Source organism: Streptomyces sp. NPDC057424 (genome assembly GCF_042803315.1).
In the GTDB taxonomy this organism is placed as follows: domain Bacteria; phylum Actinomycetota; class Actinomycetes; order Streptomycetales; family Streptomycetaceae; genus Streptomyces.
In genome coordinates this window covers 1-17,293 of the sequence record NZ_JBHVCP010000054.1, presented here as the reverse complement: position 1 = coordinate 17,293, position 17,293 = coordinate 1, and the positions used below count along the sequence as shown (strand labels likewise).

13 protein-coding genes are annotated in these 17,293 nt (G+C 72.2%); 5 read left to right on the top strand and 8 right to left on the bottom strand.

Translation table 11 applies throughout. The features are described 5' to 3' along the window. Positions 1–27: 27 nt before the first annotated feature. From ACFU3E_RS30930 to ACFU3E_RS30910, 5 genes are all read right to left on the bottom strand, one after another. On the bottom strand, positions 28–1,593 hold the full coding sequence (locus tag ACFU3E_RS30930; RefSeq protein WP_384165571.1) for a PucR family transcriptional regulator: 1,566 nt from the start codon (positions 1,591–1,593) through the stop codon (positions 28–30). 27 nt (positions 1,594–1,620) lie between these two features. Beyond that, positions 1,621–2,907 carry an aspartate aminotransferase family protein gene (locus ACFU3E_RS30925; RefSeq protein ID WP_384165568.1) on the bottom strand — a complete coding sequence of 429 codons (1,287 nt, stop codon included), beginning with the start codon at positions 2,905–2,907 and terminating at the stop codon, positions 1,621–1,623. After that, positions 2,904–3,746 (bottom strand): nitrilase-related carbon-nitrogen hydrolase, encoded by an 843-nt coding sequence (locus ACFU3E_RS30920; protein ID WP_384165565.1) that lies wholly within the window; start codon positions 3,744–3,746, stop codon positions 2,904–2,906. The genes ACFU3E_RS30925 and ACFU3E_RS30920 overlap by 4 nt, the downstream gene beginning before the upstream one ends. Before the next feature lie 170 nt (positions 3,747–3,916). Then, positions 3,917–5,392, bottom strand: a complete 1,476-nt coding sequence (locus ACFU3E_RS30915) for a hypothetical protein (RefSeq protein WP_384165562.1) — start codon at positions 5,390–5,392, stop codon at positions 3,917–3,919. Positions 5,393–5,489: 97 nt separating this feature from the next. Further along, entirely contained in the window at positions 5,490–5,741 is a 252-nt protein-coding gene (locus ACFU3E_RS30910; RefSeq protein ID WP_384165559.1) for a helix-turn-helix domain-containing protein, read from the bottom strand. A gap of 32 nt (positions 5,742–5,773) precedes the next feature. Between ACFU3E_RS30910 and map the strand changes: the two genes are divergently transcribed. Next, positions 5,774–6,541 carry a type I methionyl aminopeptidase gene (gene map, locus ACFU3E_RS30905; protein ID WP_384165556.1) on the top strand — a complete coding sequence of 256 codons (768 nt, stop codon included), beginning with the start codon at positions 5,774–5,776 and terminating at the stop codon, positions 6,539–6,541. A gap of 179 nt (positions 6,542–6,720) precedes the next feature. After that, complete coding sequence (locus ACFU3E_RS30900; RefSeq protein ID WP_384165553.1) at positions 6,721–9,255, top strand: ATP-dependent Clp protease ATP-binding subunit; 2,535 nt, start codon at positions 6,721–6,723, stop codon at positions 9,253–9,255. A gap of 43 nt (positions 9,256–9,298) precedes the next feature. Here the strand turns inward: ACFU3E_RS30900 and ggt are convergent, their stop codons facing one another. Then, positions 9,299–11,104, bottom strand: coding sequence for a gamma-glutamyltransferase (gene ggt, locus ACFU3E_RS30895; protein WP_384165550.1), 1,806 nt, complete (start codon positions 11,102–11,104; stop codon positions 9,299–9,301). 104 nt (positions 11,105–11,208) lie between these two features. On the opposite strand from ggt, the gene ACFU3E_RS30890 reads away from it, so the two are divergent. Both ACFU3E_RS30890 and ACFU3E_RS30885 read left to right on the top strand, forming a co-directional pair. After that, a complete protein-coding gene (locus ACFU3E_RS30890; protein ID WP_384165547.1) occupies positions 11,209–11,973 on the top strand; it encodes a hypothetical protein in 765 nt (254 codons plus the stop codon). A gap of 146 nt (positions 11,974–12,119) precedes the next feature. Continuing rightward, the gene (locus ACFU3E_RS30885; protein WP_384165659.1) at positions 12,120–13,709 is read left to right on the top strand and encodes a CocE/NonD family hydrolase; all 1,590 of its coding nucleotides are present in this window, start codon (positions 12,120–12,122) and stop codon (positions 13,707–13,709) included. Positions 13,710–13,930: 221 nt separating this feature from the next. On the opposite strand, the gene ACFU3E_RS30880 is transcribed toward ACFU3E_RS30885, so the two are convergent. Both ACFU3E_RS30880 and ACFU3E_RS30875 read right to left on the bottom strand, forming a co-directional pair. After that, a complete protein-coding gene (locus tag ACFU3E_RS30880; protein ID WP_384165543.1) occupies positions 13,931–14,674 on the bottom strand; it encodes an amino acid ABC transporter ATP-binding protein in 744 nt (247 codons plus the stop codon). Positions 14,675–14,814: 140 nt separating this feature from the next. Continuing rightward, positions 14,815–15,222: a DUF6278 family protein gene (locus ACFU3E_RS30875; RefSeq protein WP_384165540.1), complete on the bottom strand. Its 408-nt coding sequence runs from the start codon at positions 15,220–15,222 to the stop codon at positions 14,815–14,817. Between the two features lie 219 nt (positions 15,223–15,441). Here ACFU3E_RS30875 and ACFU3E_RS30870 point away from each other — a divergent pair, with 219 nt between their 5' ends. After that, the gene (locus ACFU3E_RS30870) at positions 15,442–17,223 is read left to right on the top strand and encodes an SGNH/GDSL hydrolase family protein (RefSeq protein ID WP_384165537.1); all 1,782 of its coding nucleotides are present in this window, start codon (positions 15,442–15,444) and stop codon (positions 17,221–17,223) included. Positions 17,224–17,293: the final 70 nt, after the last annotated feature.

Below are 17,293 nucleotides of genomic sequence, written 5' to 3'. Positions count from 1 at the left end.
CGCCGTTTTCCCAGGTGGTCGCGTGTTTCACTGCTGTTGCGCGTCGTGCGCGAGGAGGGCGATGTGCACCGAGGCGGCCTGCTCGAAGTCGTCGAGGTCCACCCCGAGGCGCACCTGTATGGCCTCCAGGCGGCGGTAGAGGGCCGGCCGGGAGACGTGGTGGAGCTGGGCGGTGCGGGACTTGTTGCGGCCGGTGGCCAGGTAGGTGCGCAGGACCGACAGCAGGTCCTCCTCGGTCTCGCACAGCAGCCCGTCCAGCTCCCGCTCCGCGAAGGACTGCACCTGCGGGTCGTCGCGCAGCAGGCGGATCAGGCCCCGCAGGTGGACGTCCTTGAGGCGGACGACCGGCGGGAGGTCGAGCACGGCGGAGGAGTCGGCCACGGCGTCCGCGACGTGCTGGGCCTCGCGCAGTCCGGTGGGTACGTCGTCCCAGGCGGCGCGGGGTTCGGCCGCGGCCACGACCGTGTGGTCCGGGCCGGACTCGGTGCGCAGCCGGGTCGCGAAGTGCGCGGCGAGCGCGCCCGCGTCCTGGTCCCGGGGAACGCTGAGCAGTACGGCGGTGGCGCCGTCGGCGAGTTCGGCGACCAGTCCGGGCAGGCCCAGGAGCCGCAGGAGGCGTTCGAGCCGGGCGGGGTCGCCGTCACGGACCACCAGCGGCACGAAGGTGCGCCGGTTGACCGGCAGCCCGGCCGCGCGGGCCCGGGGCAGCAGTTGCCGTGCCGGTACGACGCCGCTGACCAGGTCGGTCAGCAGGCTCTGCGCGGACTGCTCCTCCCAGGAGCACGCGGCGCCGCCGCCGAGCATGCGGTGCAGGACGAGGGCCTCGGCGGCGCGGTCGGCCAGCAGCCGTCCGGTGGCGGTGTCGCCCCGGTAGCCGCACAGCACGATCCGGCCCCAGCGCTCCCCGCGGCCGCCCAGTTCGGCCCGGATCCAGCCGTCGCCCTCGGTGCCGCCGGCCTGCCGGGAGATGCGCTCCCAGTCGCGCAGCACGTCGTCCACCGCGGGCCGCTCCCCCGCCGTGCCGAGGACGCGGTGGGCGAGGTTGGTGACGACGACCGGGCAGGCGCTGTGCCGGGCGATCTCGTCGAGCAGGCGCTGCAGCGGGGCGCCCGCGGTGATGAGGGCGGTGAGTTCGGTGCGCACGGCCTCGGAGAGGCTGACGGCGGCGAACTTGCGCCGCACGAGCCGCGACTGGACCTCCTCGGTCAGTTCGGCGAAGGGGAAGGGCCGGTGCAGGACGACCATGGGAAGTCCGCACCGCTCGGCCGCCCGGCGCATCACGTCCGGGGCCGCGGGGAAGGCGCGGCCGAGTCCGAGGACGACGGCGGCGGCCTCCGCACGGTGCAGCGACCGGACGTACTCGGCCTGCTTGTCCTCGTCGCCGGCGAGCAGCACACCGGTGGTGAGGACCATCTCGCCGCCGCTGAGCATCACACCGACGTCCGCGGCCTCGGCGACGTGCACCCAGCGCACCGGCCGGTCGAGATGGCTCGCGCCGGCCACCACCTCGGGCTCCCCGGCGAGCACCCGCTCGAGGGTGAGGACCTGCCGGACGGACAGGGCCGGTTCCAGGGAATCCGGGGTGATGGTCATGGTGGCGTTCCCTTGCTCAGTGCACTGTTACGGGATGCTCCTCAGAGCGTTCTCGAGGATCGCGGCGCCCTCCTCGGCCTCCGCGACGTTGAGGGACAGCGGCGGGGCGACGCGCAGCGAACTGGTGTTGTGGCCGCCGCCCTTGCCGATCAGCAGGCCTCCCTCGCGGGCGGCCTCCAGGACGGCCGCGGCGGTCTGCGGATCGGCCTCGTCGGTCCCGGGCCTGGTGATCTCGATGCCGATCATCAGCCCCCGGCCGCGTACCTCCCGTACGGCCGGGACGTGCGCGGCGACGGCCCGCAGCCGCTCGATGAGCAGGCCGCCGACGCGCCGGGCGTTGCCCTGGAGGTCGTGCTCCAGCAGGTAGGTGAGGTTGGCGAGGCCCGCCGCCATGGTGATCTGGGTGCCGCCGAAGGTGGAGATGCTGTTGGAGTCCAGGCAGTTCATGATCTCGGAGCGGGCGACGACCCCGCCGATGGACATGCCGTTGCCGATGCCCTTGGCGAAGGTCAGGATGTCGGGCGGTCCGTTCCGCCCGTGGGCCTGCCAGCCCCAGAAGTGCTCGCCGGTGCGGCCCCAGCCGGTCTGCACCTCGTCGGCGATCCACAGGATGCCGCGCTCGTGCAGTACCTCGCGGAAGGCCGCGTACAGCCCGTCCGGCGGAGCGGTGAAGCCGCCGACGCCCTGGATGGGCTCGGCGATCAGCGCGGCCGGGGCGCGGGTGTGGCCGAGCAGGTCCTTCAGGTCGTCGACGCAGGCCGCGATGTAGGCGTCGTCGCTGAGGGAGGCGAACGGGCCGCGGGTGCGCACACCGCCGTGGACGTACAGCGTCTGGAGCGGGGAGAGCGAGGTCGGGGACCAGCCGCTGTTGCCGGTGATGCCGACGGCGCTGAAGGAGCGCCCGTGGTAGCTGTTGCGCATGGCCAGGATCGTGTTGCTGCGCCGGTACGCCGTGGCCAGCAGCAGGGCCGTGTCGTTGGCCTCGGTTCCGGACGTGGTGAAGAAGACGCGGGCGTCCGGGATGCCGCTCAACTGGGCGATGCGCTCAGCGAGTTCGACCATCGGGCGGTTGAGGTACAGGGTGGAGGAGTGGATGATCCGCCCGGCCTGCTCGCTCACCGCCTTGGTCACCTCGGGCAGCGCGTGCGCCGTCATGGTGGTGAGGATGCCGCCGAAGAAGTCGAGGTACCGGTTGCCCTGCGCGTCCCAGACGTGTCGGCCCTCACCGTGGGTGATCTCGAGAGGCTCCTCGTAGTAGAGGGCGAGCCAGTCCGGGAGCACGGCACGATGGCGGCCCAGGAGGTCGTTGGTCACGGCTGCACCAGCCCTTCGTAGGCGTCGGGGCGGCGGTCGCGGTAGAAGGCCCACTGCTGCCGCACCTCTTCGATGAGGTCGAGGTCGATGTCCCGGACCACGAGCTCCTCCTCGCTGTCGCTGGCGACGTCCCCCACCATCTGCCCGCGCGGGTCGACGAAGTAGCTCGTGCCGTAGAAGTCGTTGTCTCCGTACTCCTCCTGCCCGACGCGGTTGATCGCGGCGATGTAGTACCCGTTGGCGACGGCGGCCGCGGGCTGCTCGAGCCGCCACAGGTGGGACGACAGGCTCCGGTGGGTGGCCGAGGGGTTGTAGACGAGCTGGGCTCCGGCCAGGCCGAGCTGCCGCCATCCCTCCGGGAAGTGACGGTCGTAGCAGATGTACACGCCGACCTTGCCCACGGCCGTGTCGAAGACGGGCCAGCCGAGGTTGCCGGGCTTGAAGTAGAACTTCTCCCGGAAGCCCTTGAGCTGCGGGATGTGGTGCTTGCGGTACTTGCCGAGGTAGGTGCCGTCGGCGTCGATCACGGCGGCGGTGTTGTAGTAGAAGCCGGGCTGCTCGGCCTCGAACACCGGCGCGACGATCACCATGCCGGTGTCGCGCGCGAGCGCCCGCATGCGCCGCACGGTCGGCCCGTCGGGGACGGGCTCGGCCCAGCGGTAGTGCTCCGGCTCCTCGACCTGGCAGAAGTAGGGGCTGTTGAAGACTTCCTGGAAACCGATGATCTTCGCGCCCCGGCGGGCCGCCTCGCGGGCGTGCTCCTCGTGCTTCGCCACCATGGACTCGGTGTCGCCGGTCCAGGTGGCCTGGACCAGGGCGGCACGTACGACGTTGGCCATGAGCTGCTCCTTCGACGCGACGTCTGCGCCTCTACGCCCGTAGAAGCGGGCCGTAGAGCCACGAACGTAAGCCTCCGGCACGGGGTTGCCAAGACCATCGTCGCCAACCCGCTGGGCATTGCGCGATTCACACTCCTGTGGGTGAGCCGCCCGGGACGCGATGTCGCCGGTCAGCCGGCGAGTCCGGCGACCCGCAGGGCGTGCACGAGATCCCAGCGGCGGTCGTCCGAGATGCCCCCTGCGGCCTCCAGCAGGAGCGGCACGAGGCGCCGCGGATCGGGTTCGGCGCTGCGGGCGGCCTCCTCGGGGGTACGGGCCCTCACGTACGCGTCGAGCAGCACGCGCACCTCGCGGTGGCGGCCTTCGGCGACGAGTCCGAGGACGGCCTCCCCGACCTCACCCGGCGGCCGTGCGACCCCCTGCCGCAGCATCTGCTGCCCGTCCCCCGCCCGCCCGGCCGCGACCAGCGCGTCGGCGGCGGCGACCAGCCGCCCGGCGGGCAGCGAGGCGGCTTCCCACAGCAGGGTCTGCCAGTCCGCGTCCAGGCCGGCGAGGTGCAGCCGCTCCGCGAGGAGCGGAAAACGGCCGGGCTGCCACGAGGCGACCTCGGCCAGCAGCGCGTGGGCCTCCCCGCTGCGCCCCTCGCTCCGCAGCCGGGCCAGCACGTCCACGGTCCGTCCGACCTCCGCCCGGTCAGTGGCCCCGGTCGCGCCGGCCTCCCGCGCCGGGCGCTCCACCGCCACCTCCTCGGCGGCCCCGGCGAAGCGCGCGCCGCGGGGGGTACGGCCGGTGGTGGTGGGGGCGGGCGCGGACAGGGTCGGCAGGGCAGCGGGCGGCACGGCGACGGGAGCGGCCTCCTCGTCGGCGATCCCGGCGAAACGGGCGCCGCCGCGACGGCGTTTGCGCTGCTTGGGGGCTGGGGGTTCGGGGGCGGCCGGGGTCGGAGCCGGGGCCGGGTTAGAGGTCGGGGCCGGGCCGGTGAACGCGTCGGGGGCGGGCGCGGCCGGGGCCGACCCGGTGCGGGGCGGCGGCACGGCAGGCGTCCCCGGCTCGTACGGATCAGCGGCGGCCGACGGTCCCGCCCCTGCGCCGCGCAGCCCGCCGCCGTCATCCCACGCTCTCGGGGACGCCCCCTGCTCACGCCGGTCCACGTAAGCCAGCCGCGCCCGGAGCTCCGCGCACCGCGCGGCGGCCCGTTCGTGGTCGTCCCGTGCCCAGGCCAGGTCCAGGCGCAGGGCGTCGGCCTCTTCGCGGGTCGTGGCCGAGGTCAGGTGGCGGGCCAGGGCAGCCTGGCGTTCGGCGGCGTACTCCTGTTCGCGCAGCATGACGTCGAGGCGGCCGCCGAGGGCGTCGCGGCCCCCGGGACGGATGTCGTACGCGGCGAGCGCGGCGGCGTGCAGGGCGCGGGCGTGGTCCGTCTCCGGGCCGGCTCCCCCCGGACCGTACTGCCCGGCGAGGTCCTGCAGCAGCGCCTCGACCACGTCCCAGGGCGGTATCTCGCGCCCGTCGAGACACGCCCGCATACCCTCGGGGTCACGCTGCCAGAACACCGCGCACCAGCCGCCGGACGGGTCGAGGCGTGCCAGCAGACCGTCCAGGTAGGTCGCGAACTCTCCGGCTTCAGCCGGGAGTTGATCCGCCGCCATCGCTCAACTCCCTGAGACCGGAGCACTCCGCCCCGTAGGCAACACCAGTCGTGTTACGGGCGTGCTACGGGGAGTTTTCACGCGCGGCGCAGGAGCCTCAGACGGGGGCCGGCACGCACTGGCCGGCCAGTTCGTCCATGGACAGCCCGAGCGCTCCGGCCAGCGCGGCCACCGTGAAGAAGGCCGGGGTCGGGGCCCGCCCGGTCTCGATCTTCCGGAGGGTCTCCGCGGAGATGCCGGCGCTCGCCGCGATCTGCGTCATGCTCCGGTCGCCACGCGCCTCACGCAGCAACTTGCCGAGCCGCTCGCCGCGTTCGCGCTCTTCGGGGGTGAGAGGGGTGCGCACCATGACCCCATTCTAATACCGGTATAGTAATTGGCATGGTGGAACTGAAGACAGACACTTCTATCGACGCGATGTACGAGGCGGGCCAGGTCGTCGCCCGCGCCCTGACGGCCGTGCAGAAGGCCGCCGACGTGGGCGTCTCCCTGCGGGAACTGGACGAGGTGGCACACGGAGTGCTGCGCGGGGCGGGCGCGGCGTCACCCTTCCTGGGGTACCGCCCGTCCTTCGCACCGACCCCCTTCCCCGCGGTCCTCTGCGTCTCGGTCAACGACGCGATCGTGCACGGCGTCCCGGGCGGCTACCGCCTGCGCGACGGCGACCTCGTCTCCATCGACTTCGGCGCCGAACTGGGCGGCTGGGTGGGTGACTCGGCGCTCAGCTTCGTCGTGGGCACCCCGCGCGAGGCGGACCTCCGCCTGATCGGGACCGCCGAGCGGGCCCTCGCGGCCGGCATAGAGGCGGCCGTCGTGGGCAACCGGATCGGCGACATCGCGCACGCGATCGGCACGGTGTGCCGGGGCGCCGGTTACGGCATCCCCGACGGCTTCGGCGGCCACGGCATCGGCCGCCGTATGCACGAGGACCCCGGGGTGCCGAACGAGGGCCGCCCCGGGCGCGGCATGCGGCTCCGGCACGGCATGGTGCTGGCGATCGAGCCCATGGTCATCGCGGGCGGCACGGACGACTTCCACGCGGCCCCCGACGGCTGGACCCTGAAGACGAACGACGGCTCACGCGCGGCCCACGCCGAGCACACGGTGGCCATCACGGAGTCGGGGCCGAGGATTCTGACCGCACGCTGACCCGTGCCGGGATCACCCGGATACATCCCGAAGGTGCCCCTCGCCGGTGATCGTGCGAAGGTGTTCTACGAGCGCGCCCCAGGTGTAACCGGCTGCCACCCGGGTTACCCGACCCCGGCACGTCGACCAGCGAGGGCGTCCCCCGCCCGCGCGCCGGGGACGCCGGGAACGGAAGGCCCATGAGCAGCGGCTTCACCAGCCCGGAGGGCTACGGCTCGGATCCCTTCGGAGAATTCCTCGCACGCTTCTTCGGCGGACCGCGTCCCGGTCCCCGGCAGATCGATCTCGGGAGGCTGCTCAGCCAGCCGGCCCGGGAGCTCGTCCGCGGCGCCGCCCAGTACGCCGCCGAGCACGGCAGCCGGGACCTCGACACGCAGCATCTGCTGCGGGCGGCGCTCGCCACCGAGCCCACCCGCACCCTGCTCAGCAAGGCCGGCGCCAATCCCGACTCGCTGGCGTCGCAGATCGACGACCGGTCGGGACCGGCCCAGCACACCCCGGACGACGCTCCGCCGCCGACCGCGCTGTCGCTCACCCCTGCCGCCAAGCGGGCCCTGCTGGACGCGCACGACATGGCCCGGGCCCGCGGCTACGGCTACATCGGCCCGGAGCACGTGCTGAGCGCCCTGGCGTCGAACCCCGACTCCGCCGCGGGGCACATCCTCAACGCGGCCCGCTTCGCCCCCACCGAACCGCCCGAGGCGCCGGAGGTCCCCCAGTCCGAGCGCCCGCGCCCGACGAACACGCCGACCCTCGACAAGTACGGCCGTGACCTCACCGAGCTGGCCCGGCAGGGCCGGATCGACCCGGTGATCGGCCGGGACGAGGAGATCGAGCAGACCGTCGAGGTCCTCTCCCGGCGCGGCAAGAACAACCCGGTGCTGATCGGTGACGCGGGCGTCGGCAAGACGGCCATCGTGGAGGGGCTGGCGCAGCGCATCTCCGAGGCGGACGTGCCCGACGTGCTGGTCGGGCGCCGCGTGGTCGCCCTGGACCTCACCGGCGTGGTCGCGGGCACCCGCTACCGGGGGGACTTCGAGGAGCGGATGAACAACATCGTGGGCGAGATCCGCGCCCACTCCGAACAGCTGATCATCTTCATCGACGAGCTCCACACGGTCGTGGGCGCCGGTTCCGGCGGCGGCGACGGCAGCTCGATGGACGCCGGCAACATCCTCAAGCCGGCCCTGGCCCGGGGCGAGCTGCACATCGTGGGTGCCACCACGCTGGAGGAGTACCGCCGGATCGAGAAGGACGCGGCGCTGGCCCGCCGCTTCCAGCCGATCATGGTGCCGGAGCCGACGCCCGCGGACGCGATCGAGATCCTGCGCGGCCTCCAGGACCGCTACGAGGCCCACCACCAGGTCCGCTACACCGACGAGGCACTGGTGAGCGCCGTGGAGCTGTCGGACCGCTACCTCTCCGACCGCCGCCTGCCGGACAAGGCGATCGACCTGATCGACCAGGCCGGAGCCCGGGTGCGGCTGCGTGCGCGGACCAAGGGCACGGACGTTCGGGCCCTGGAGCGGGAGCTGGAGCAGCTGACCCGGGACAAGGACCAGGCCGTCGCCGACGAGAGTTACGAGCAGGCCACCCAGTTGCGCGACCGGATCGTGGAGCTGAAGCAGCGAATCACCGAGGCCGGCGGCGACAGCGAGGTCGACGAGGGCCAGGACCTGGTGGTCGGGGCCGAGGCGATCGCCGAGGTGGTGTCCCGGCAGACCGGCATCCCGGTCAGCAGCCTCACCCAGGAGGAGAAGGACCGTCTGCTGGGCCTGGAGGACCATCTGCACCAGCGGGTGATCGGCCAGGACGAGGCCGTGCGGGTCGTCTCGGACGCGGTGCTGCGCTCCCGCGCCGGTCTGGCGTCCCCCGACCGCCCGATCGGCAGCTTCCTGTTCCTCGGCCCGACGGGTGTCGGCAAGACCGAACTGGCCCGGGCGCTCGCCGAGGCCCTGTTCGGCAGCGAGGACCGCATGGTCCGGCTCGACATGAGCGAGTACCAGGAGCGTCACACCGTCAGCCGGCTGATCGGCGCCCCGCCCGGCTATGTCGGCCACGAGGAGGCGGGCCAGCTGACCGAGGTCGTGCGACGGCACCCGTACTCGCTGCTCCTGCTGGACGAGGTGGAGAAGGCCCACCCGGACGTCTTCAACATCCTGCTCCAGGTCCTCGACGACGGCCGGCTGACCGATTCCCAGGGCCGCACGGTGGACTTCAGCAACACGGTCATCGTGATGACGAGCAACCTCGGCTCCGAGGCGATCACCCGCCGGGGCGCCACGACGGGCTTCGCCGCGGGCGGCGCCGACGCGGACGAGGAGGCCCGCCGCGAGCAGATCCTGCGCCCGCTGCGTGAGCACTTCCGCCCCGAGTTCCTCAACCGCATCGACGAGATCGTCGTCTTCCGCCAGCTCACCACGGAGCAGCTGCGCAGGATCACCAACCTCCTGCTGGACCGCACCCGGTCCCTGGTGCGGGGCAAGGGCATCACGGTGACCTTCACCGACCGGGCGGTGCAATGGCTGGCCGAGCGCGGCTACCAGCCGGAGTACGGCGCCCGGCCGTTGCGCCGCACGATCCAACGCGAAGTGGACAACGAACTGTCCCGACTGCTGCTGGACGGCCGAGTGCCGGAGGGCGGCCAGGTCACGGTGGACACCGAGGACGATCACCTGGCCTTCCAGACGCAGAGTCCCTCAGCGCCCTCTTGAGGTGCGCGGCCAGACCCTGGCACACGCACCCCGCACTCGGCACTCAACGCACGGGCCGCACCACCATCGCCGACCCGCCGCCCCGCCGCACGGTCTCAGCGGCTGCCAGCCACTTCCCACCCGGCAGCCGCTGAACACCCGTAGCCGCACCGATCTCCGGGTTCGCCTTGAAGGAGTGCCCGATCGCCTCGAGCTGCTTCCGCACGTCACTGTCGTACAGCCCCGGTTCCAGCTCGGTCTGTGCGGCGTTGCGCTGACTGGCCCGGGGCGCGGCGATCGCGTCGACCAGCGGCAGCCCCCGGTCGACGAACCCGGTGAGCGTCTGCAGAACGGTCGTGATGATCGTCGCACCACCCGGCGACCCCAGCGCCAGCACCGGCCTGTCGTGCTGGTCCAGCACGATCGTCGGCGACATCGACGACCGCGGACGCTTCCCCGGCCCGGGCAGGTTCGGGTCGTGCACGGCCGGGTTCGCCGGGGTGAAGGAGAAGTCCGTCAGCTCGTTGTTGAGGATGAACCCCCGCCCCGGGACGGTGATCCCGCTGCCACCGGTCTGCTCGATGGTGAGGGTGTAGGCGACGACGTTCCCCCACTTGTCGGCCACCGTCAGATGCGTGGTGCTGTCGCCCTCGTACGTCGTGGGAGCCGCCGTGCCTCCGGTGCCGCACGTGTGCGGATGACGCGGATCGCCGGGCGCCACCGGGCTGGAGAGCACCGCGTCGTCCTTGATGAGGCACTCGCGCGAGTCGGCGAACCGCTGCGACACCAACCCCTTCGTCGGCACGTCCTCGAAGGCCGGGTCGCCCACCCACCGGCCCCGGTCGGCGAAGGCGATCCGGCTGGCCTCGATGAAGCGGTGCAGATAGCGCGCCTTGCTCGCCTTGGACAGGTCGGTCCGCTCCAGGATGTTGAGCGCCTCCCCGACCGTCGTGCCTCCGGAGGAGGACGGCGCCATGGAGTGGACGCCGAGGCCCCGGTACGAGGTCCGGGTGGGCGCCTGGAGCTTGGTGCGGTAGGCGGCCAGGTCCTTCGCGGTCAGGTCACCGGGGCGGGCGTTCCAGCCGGAGCCGGGATCCACCGGCGGCTTGTTGACCGTGTCGACGATGTCCCGGCCGAGCCGGCCGTGGTAGATCGCGTCGACGCCCTTGCGTCCCAGCTCCGCGTACGTACGGGCGAGATCGGGGTTCTTGAAGGTGGAGCCGACGACGGGGAGACGTCCGCCCGGCAGGAACAGGTCGGCGGTGTCCGGGAAGTAGCGGAAGCGGGCCTCGTTGGACGCCGTCTGCGAACGGAAGGTCTCGTCGACGGTGAACCCGTCGCGCGCCAGCCGTTCGGCCGGCTTCAGCACGCTGGAGAGCCGCTTGCTGCCCCATCGGCCGAGCGCCGTCTGCCAGGTGGCGGGCGTGCCCGGGGTGCCGACGCTGAGGCCGCTGCTGACGGCTTCGGCGAAGGGGACGGGCTTGCCGTTCTCGACGAAGAGGTTCTTGTCGGCGGTCAGCGGGGCCGTCTCGCGGCCGTCGATGGTGCGTACCGTGCGGGACTTGGCGTCGTAGTAGACGAAGTAGCCGCCTCCGCCGATGCCGGCGGAGTAGGGCTCGGTGACGCCGAGCGCGGCGGCCGTGGCGACGGCGGCGTCGACGGCGTTGCCGCCCTTCCTCAGGACTTCGATCCCGGCGGCGGAAGCATCGGGGTCGACGCTCGAGACGGCGCCGCCGTAGCCGACGGCCAGCGGGGATTTGTCACCGCCGGGGCTCTGCGCGGGGAGTGGCGGCGCCGCCGCTCCCACCGACACCACCACGGCGGCCGAAACCGCCAGGACCGTCAGATTCCGTGCGACAGGGCGACGCATCCGCACCTCCAGTCAAAGGCCGTCCGCGCAGCCTAATTCATGGCCATGCCCGCGTCAGGCATGCGTCGAACACCGGTGCGTCGGGCCCGCTAGCATGCGCGCCCATGAACGACGACGTGCGCAACATCGTCCTGGGCGTGATAGCGGCGGGCATCAGTGCCTCGCTGGGCTGGGTGGCCCGCACCTATCTGTACCGGCGCAAGCTCCGCCGCAAGCAGGCCTTCTTCGGGCTGCCCGACAACTCCGAGTCCCTGCTGGTGGTGAACCGGGGCGCGGCGGGGCCCGAGTTCTCGGTGATGCGCTACGACGTGTTCGCCCTCCTCGAACTCGCCGCGCTGATCAAGGACTGCAACGCCCACGCCCAGATCCTCCCGCACGACACCGCGCGTCAGGGCTTCGGTGAGCGCACCGAGTTCTGCGTGGGCGGCCCGGCGTCGAACCGCCGCATGGCGGCCCATCTGTCCTCCCTGCTCCCCGGTGTGCGGGTGAACGTGGATGCCGAACCGGGCCCGGACCGCGGCTCGTTCCTGGTGGGCCCGGAGCGCTACCGCGTGGATCACGGCAAGGAGGAGTACGCCCTGCTCGCCCGGCTCACCGCCGAGCGCAGCCAGAACACCCGTCCGGTCTTCCTCTTCTGCGGCCAGACGTCGATCACCAACCAGGCGGCCACCCGTTACCTCGCCCGCAACCAGGAGCGGCTGGCCCGTAAGTACGGCGGCGGTTCCTTCGTGCTGCTGCTCAAGGTGATCAACTCCCAGGCGTACGGCCCGGACGTCGTCGAACTGGTGGAGGACGTGACGCGGGCGGCGCAGACCCCGCTGCCCGCCGCGACACCCGCCGCTCCACGCAATTCCCACCGGGCCTCCTGAAGTCCTCCACTGCTCAACAATCGTTACTGGCACGTAACTTACCGACGGGTTACCCCTGGTAAGAGGCCGAGGTTACCGTTCGGTCACTTTGCACTTACACGAGTGAGGAGTGACCCGTGGATCCAAAGGGCGCGAAGCGCCTTCGAATAGGGTGGCGGCGGGAGACGGGCGGGCCCCACCGCAAGGCCCTGCGCACGACCGCCGTAGGCGCCGTCTCGGCGACCCTGGTCGCCGGTACCGCCCTCGGATTCGCCCCCACCGCCCAGGCGGCGCCGAACCCCGTCCGCTTCGTCGACATCGCCGGCGACGGCGGCACCGCCCTCAAGGCCAACGTCGTCACCCCGGCCGGCGCCCGCGGCACCGGCCGCTACCCGCTGCTCGTCATGCCAACGAGCTGGGGCCTGCCCCAGATCGAGTACCTGGCCCAGGCGCAGAAGCTCGCCGACTCCGGGTACGTCGTGGTCACCTACAACGTGCGCGGCTTCTGGCAGTCGGGCGGCGAGATAGAAGTGGCGGGGCCACCCGACGTCGCCGACGCGTCGAAGGTCATCGACTGGGCGCTCGCCCACACCCCCGCGGACGCCGGGCACATCGGCATGGCGGGCGTCTCCTACGGGGCGGGCATCAGCCTGCTCACGGCCGCGCACGACAAGCGGGTCAAGGCGGTCGCCTCACTCAGCGGCTGGGCCGACCTGATCGGCTCGATCTACGCCGGGCGCACCCAGCACCTCCAGGCGGCCGCCCTGCTGGACGGCGCGAGCATCGTCACGGGCCGTCAGAGCGCCGAACTCCGCCAGGTCTTCGACGACTTCTACGGCTCCGACCTGGCGAAGGAGCCGGAGCTCATCGCCTGGGGGAAGAAACGTTCCGCTGCGACATACGTCGACCGCATCAACCAGAACGGCACGGCGATCATGCTCGCCAACGCCTGGGGCGACAGCGTCTTCCCGCCCAACCAGTACGCCGACTTCTACGAGAAGCTGACCGGCCCCAAGCGGCTGGAGATGCGGCCCGGAGACCACGCCACCGCGGAACTGACCGGCCTGTTCGGGCTGCCCAACGACGTGTGGAAGGACACCGCGCGCTGGTTCGACCACTACCTCAGAGGCGAGGACAACGGCATCGACCGGGAGCAGCCGGTCCAGCTCAAGTCCCGTTCCTCCGGCGGCTACGAGGGCTACCCGGACTGGAAGTCGGCCGGCGCGACCGGCCGGAAGATCGCCCTCGCCGGCTCGAAGACGATCCGCGCGAACGTGAACTCGGGGGCGGACGGCGGTGTCGTCTTCCTGTCCAGCATCCTCGACCAGGTGGCCCAGCTGCCGCCGATGGCCTCGATCCCGCTGCTCCCCCGCCGCTGGGCCGCCGTCTGGCAGTCGGAGAAGTCCGCCACGGCCCAACGGGTGCGCGGCACGACGAAGATGCACACGACCCTCACCCCGACCAAGGAGAGCGGCACCCTCGTCGCCTACCTGTACGACGTGGGGCCGCTCGGCCTCGGCAAGCTGGTCACCCACGCGCCGTACACCTTCCACGGGCGCACCCCCGGAAAGCCGTTCGGCGTCGACCTGGAGCTGTACTCCACGGCCTACGACGTCCCGGCCGGGCACCGCCTCGCCCTGGTCGTCGACACGGTCGACCCGCTCTACATCGAGCACAACCCGTCCGGCGCGCAGCTGACCTTCTCCTCGCCGGCGAACGACCCGTCGTACGTGTCGGTTCCGCTGCGCGAGCAGTGATCTCCGGCTGCCGCCGGACGGGCCTGGCCGATGTGAACCGCCGCCCCCGTGGCCTTCGGGCCGTGGGGGCCGCACCCGGTGGGAATGCCCCGCGGACCGGGCGGGCGGTCTGCTCACCCCGGCGGGATCGGCGGCCTTCGGCGAAGTCCCCCTCTCCGACAGGGATGAAGGGCACATCGTAGTCGAGGTCCGATCCGATGAGCCGTTCGGTGCCCGCCCGTTCAGTGCTTGAGGATCTTGGAGAGGAAGTCCTTGGCGCGGTCGCTGCTGGGGTTGGTGAAGAACTCGTCGGGGGTGCGGTCCTCGACGATCCGGCCGTCGGACATGAAGACGACGCGGTTGGCGGCCGAGCGGGCGAAGCCCATCTCGTGCGTGACGACGATCATGGTCATGCCGTCGCGGGCGAGTTGCTTCATGACCTCGAGCACCTCGTTGATCATCTCCGGGTCGAGGGCCGAGGTCGGCTCGTCGAAGAGCATGGCCTTGGGCTCCATGGCCAGGGCGCGGGCGATCGCCACGCGCTGCTGCTGCCCTCCGGAGAGCTGCGCCGGGTACTTGTCCGCCTGGTCGGCGACGCCGACCCGGTCGAGGAGTTCACGGGAGCGCCTGTCGGCGTCCTCCTTGCTGCGCCCGCGCACCTTGACCTGCCCCAGGGAGAGGTTCTGCAGGACGGTCTTGTGGGCAAAGAGGTTGAAGGCCTGGAAGACCATCCCGACATCCGCGCGCAGCCGCGCGAGGGACTTGCCCTCCTCCGGCAGCGACTGCCCGTCGAGGATGATCTCCCCGGACTCGATGGTCTCCAGCCGGTTGATCGCCCGGCACAGGGTGGACTTCCCCGACCCCGACGGGCCGATGACCACGACCACCTCCCCCCGGCCGACGGTGAGATTGATGTCCTGCAGGACATGCAGCTCCCCGAAGTGCTTGTTGACGTCACGCAGCTCGATCAGCGGCTCGACGGCCATACTCAGCCCTACTCACTCTCAGCTGTGTGGTGATTGCCGCAACGTATCCAGGCAAGATCGGACTTGTCGGGCGACACGCACTTTTCGATCATTAGCCGTATTTACGTCGAACTTCGGGCCAAAGGTCGCGGTCATGAGGCTCACGACTCCGCGACTTCGGCGTACAACTGCGACAGTTCGGGCACCCCGTTCGCGGCCCACTCATGCCCGGAGTCCACGACGTCGAACTCCCGGCCGGACACCAGCCGCACGACCGGTTGTCCGTCGGAGCGGATCTCCCAGGCGGCTCCCGGCACGGTGCGCACGATGACGGTGCCCAGGTAGAGCCCGGCGTCGTTGCCCAGCCAGGCCAGAGCCTCCTCGTCGTCCCGCCAGCGCGGAACGAGCTGGTCCAGCGCCTCCAGAGAGGCCACCGAGTCGTCCAGCCGGACCCCCTCGCGGGACGCCTGGGAGCGGAGCAGCTCGCACTCGGCGAGGAGTTCCGCGATGCCTGCCGGATCGGGGAACCCGACCTTCTGGCGCCGGTGGCCCAGGAAAGGGATGTTCATACGTCCAGCGTGTCATTCGTACCGCCGTACGCACCACAGGGCGCGCGGGCCCGCCGGTCCGGTCGAGTCCAGGCCGAGTTCACGCAGCGCGCGTTGACGGGCCTCTCATGTCTCCCTGGTTTCACCGTGCGTCTTGCGTCCCGGCCGTCGTTGTCTCTTCTGTTCCGTCCCTGCGTTTCGTTTGCTGCGTCGTGTGTCGATGAGCGGGAGGAGTCGGCCGTGCGCCGATGTGTCCGGGGGATCCTGGTCGTCCTGACCCTGTGCGGGTCGCTGGCCTCGGCGGCGTCGGCACAGGCCGTCGAGGAGGGACGGGCCGCGCCGGTGCCGCTGGAGCGGCTGTTCGACAACGTGGCCGTCAGCGACGACGGCTCACCCGGGGAGGCCGACTTCGACGGTCACGGCGCCTCCCTGTCCGCGCGGGACCTCACCGCCGCGGGCTGGACGCCCGGCCGCGCGCTCACCGTGCAGGGCGTCCGGCTGACCTGGCCGAAGCGGAAGCCGGGCGAGCCGGACAACGTCCGCGCCGCCGGGCAGGACGTCCGGGTCACGGGGCGCGGGGACGCCCTGGCCTTCCTGGTGGCGGGCACCGCAGGCACGGAGGTGGGCGGCCCCGGCACGGTCACGTACGCCGACGGCACCCGCTCCGGGTACCGGCTGACCGCGCCCGACTGGCGCACCGGGCCGCTCGCGACCAAGGCGGTGGCCCTGCGGCACATCAACACGCCCGGCGGCCAACTCGCCCGGCCGGTCCGCCTGTACGTCGTGACGGTGCCGCTGGCTGCGGGGCGCGCGGTGGCCTCGGTCCGGCTGCCGAGCGCGGCCGGGCTGCACGTCTTCGCGGTGTCGGTGCGAACGGCCACGCAGGGCTGGACGGGCAGCTGGACGACGGCCACCGGCGGCTACGCCGCCGTGGGGCCCTGGACGGACCGGACGCTGCGGCTGGTCGTGCACACGTCGGCCGGCGGGCCCCGGGTGCGGGTGCGGTTCGACAACGCGTTCGCGGCGGCTCCGGTACGGATCGGGAGCGCGACGGTCGCGGTGCAGGCGACGGGCGCGACCGCGCGGGGCATCCCCGTGGCGCTGTCGTTCGGCGGTGCGGCCGGTGTGACGATCCCGGCCGGGGGCCAGGCGTACAGCGATCCGCTCGGCTTCTCCGTACCGGCGGACGCCAATCTGCTGGTGAGCTTCCATCTGCCCGGGAGGGTGGCGGCCGCTCCGGTGCACGGGCTCGCCCAGCAGCGCTCCTACGTCAGCGAGCCCGGTGATCACGCGGCGGACGGCGCCGCCGGGGCGTACACCTCGGTGATCACCCGCTGGCCGCTGCTCGCCGGGGTCGACGTGCGCGGCGGCCCCGGGTCCGTGGTGCTGCTCGGGGACTCGATCACCGACGGCGACAAGTCCACGGTGGACGCGAACCGGCGCTGGCCGAACGTCCTGGCCGGGCGGCTCCTGAAGCAGAACACCGTCCCGCGCTACGGCGTGCTGAACCTGGGCGTCTCCGGCAACCGCGTGGTCACCGACCGGTACCTCGGCGACGGGGTGTCCACGGACACGGCCGGGGTGAGCGCCCTGCACCGGTTCGACCGGGACGTCCTCGCCCAGCCGTCGGCCGGTACGGCCGTCGTCTTCGAGGGCGTCAACGACCTGCGGTGGGGCACGTCGGCGCAGCGGGTGATCGCCGGGCTGCGCGAACTCGCGGCGCGCGGGCACGCCCGGGGCCTGAGGATGCTCGCGGCGACGATCCTGCCCTGCGAGGGCGAGACGCGGTGCACCGCCGCCGTCGACGCCGAGCGGGCAGCGGTGAACCGGTGGATCCGCGCCGGGGAGGCTTTCGACGGCGTGCTCGACTTCGACGCGGTGGTCCGTGATCCGCAGCGGCCGTCCCGGATGCTCCCCGCGTACGACAGCGGGGACCATCTGCATCCGGGCGACGCGGGGCTGGCGGCCCTGGCGGACTCGGTCGACCTGCGGCTGCTCATGTCACGGCCGCTCCGGTCCTAGGGCCTGTCGTTGGACCAGGTCGCAGGGAAGCGACGGTGCTTCTCGACGCCGGTGAGCGGGGTCTGGTGCG

Excerpts from the sequence above, each read along its gene's own strand:
- ACFU3E_RS30900 (WP_384165553.1), top strand. The coding sequence starts at position 6,721 with ATGAGCAGCGGCTTCACCAGCCCGGAGGGCTACGGCTCGGATCCCTTC.
- ggt (WP_384165550.1), bottom strand. The coding sequence starts at position 11,104 with ATGCGTCGCCCTGTCGCACGGAATCTGACGGTCCTGGCGGTTTCGGCC.
- ACFU3E_RS30875 (WP_384165540.1), bottom strand. The coding sequence starts at position 15,222 with ATGAACATCCCTTTCCTGGGCCACCGGCGCCAGAAGGTCGGGTTCCCC.
- ACFU3E_RS30880 (WP_384165543.1), bottom strand. The coding sequence starts at position 14,674 with ATGGCCGTCGAGCCGCTGATCGAGCTGCGTGACGTCAACAAGCACTTC.
- ACFU3E_RS30915 (WP_384165562.1), bottom strand. The coding sequence starts at position 5,392 with ATGGCGGCGGATCAACTCCCGGCTGAAGCCGGAGAGTTCGCGACCTAC.
- ACFU3E_RS30890 (WP_384165547.1), top strand. The coding sequence starts at position 11,209 with ATGAACGACGACGTGCGCAACATCGTCCTGGGCGTGATAGCGGCGGGC.
- ACFU3E_RS30930 (WP_384165571.1), bottom strand. The coding sequence starts at position 1,593 with ATGACCATCACCCCGGATTCCCTGGAACCGGCCCTGTCCGTCCGGCAG.
- map (WP_384165556.1), top strand. The coding sequence starts at position 5,774 with ATGGTGGAACTGAAGACAGACACTTCTATCGACGCGATGTACGAGGCG.
- ACFU3E_RS30910 (WP_384165559.1), bottom strand. The coding sequence starts at position 5,741 with ATGGTGCGCACCCCTCTCACCCCCGAAGAGCGCGAACGCGGCGAGCGG.
- ACFU3E_RS30920 (WP_384165565.1), bottom strand. The coding sequence starts at position 3,746 with ATGGCCAACGTCGTACGTGCCGCCCTGGTCCAGGCCACCTGGACCGGC.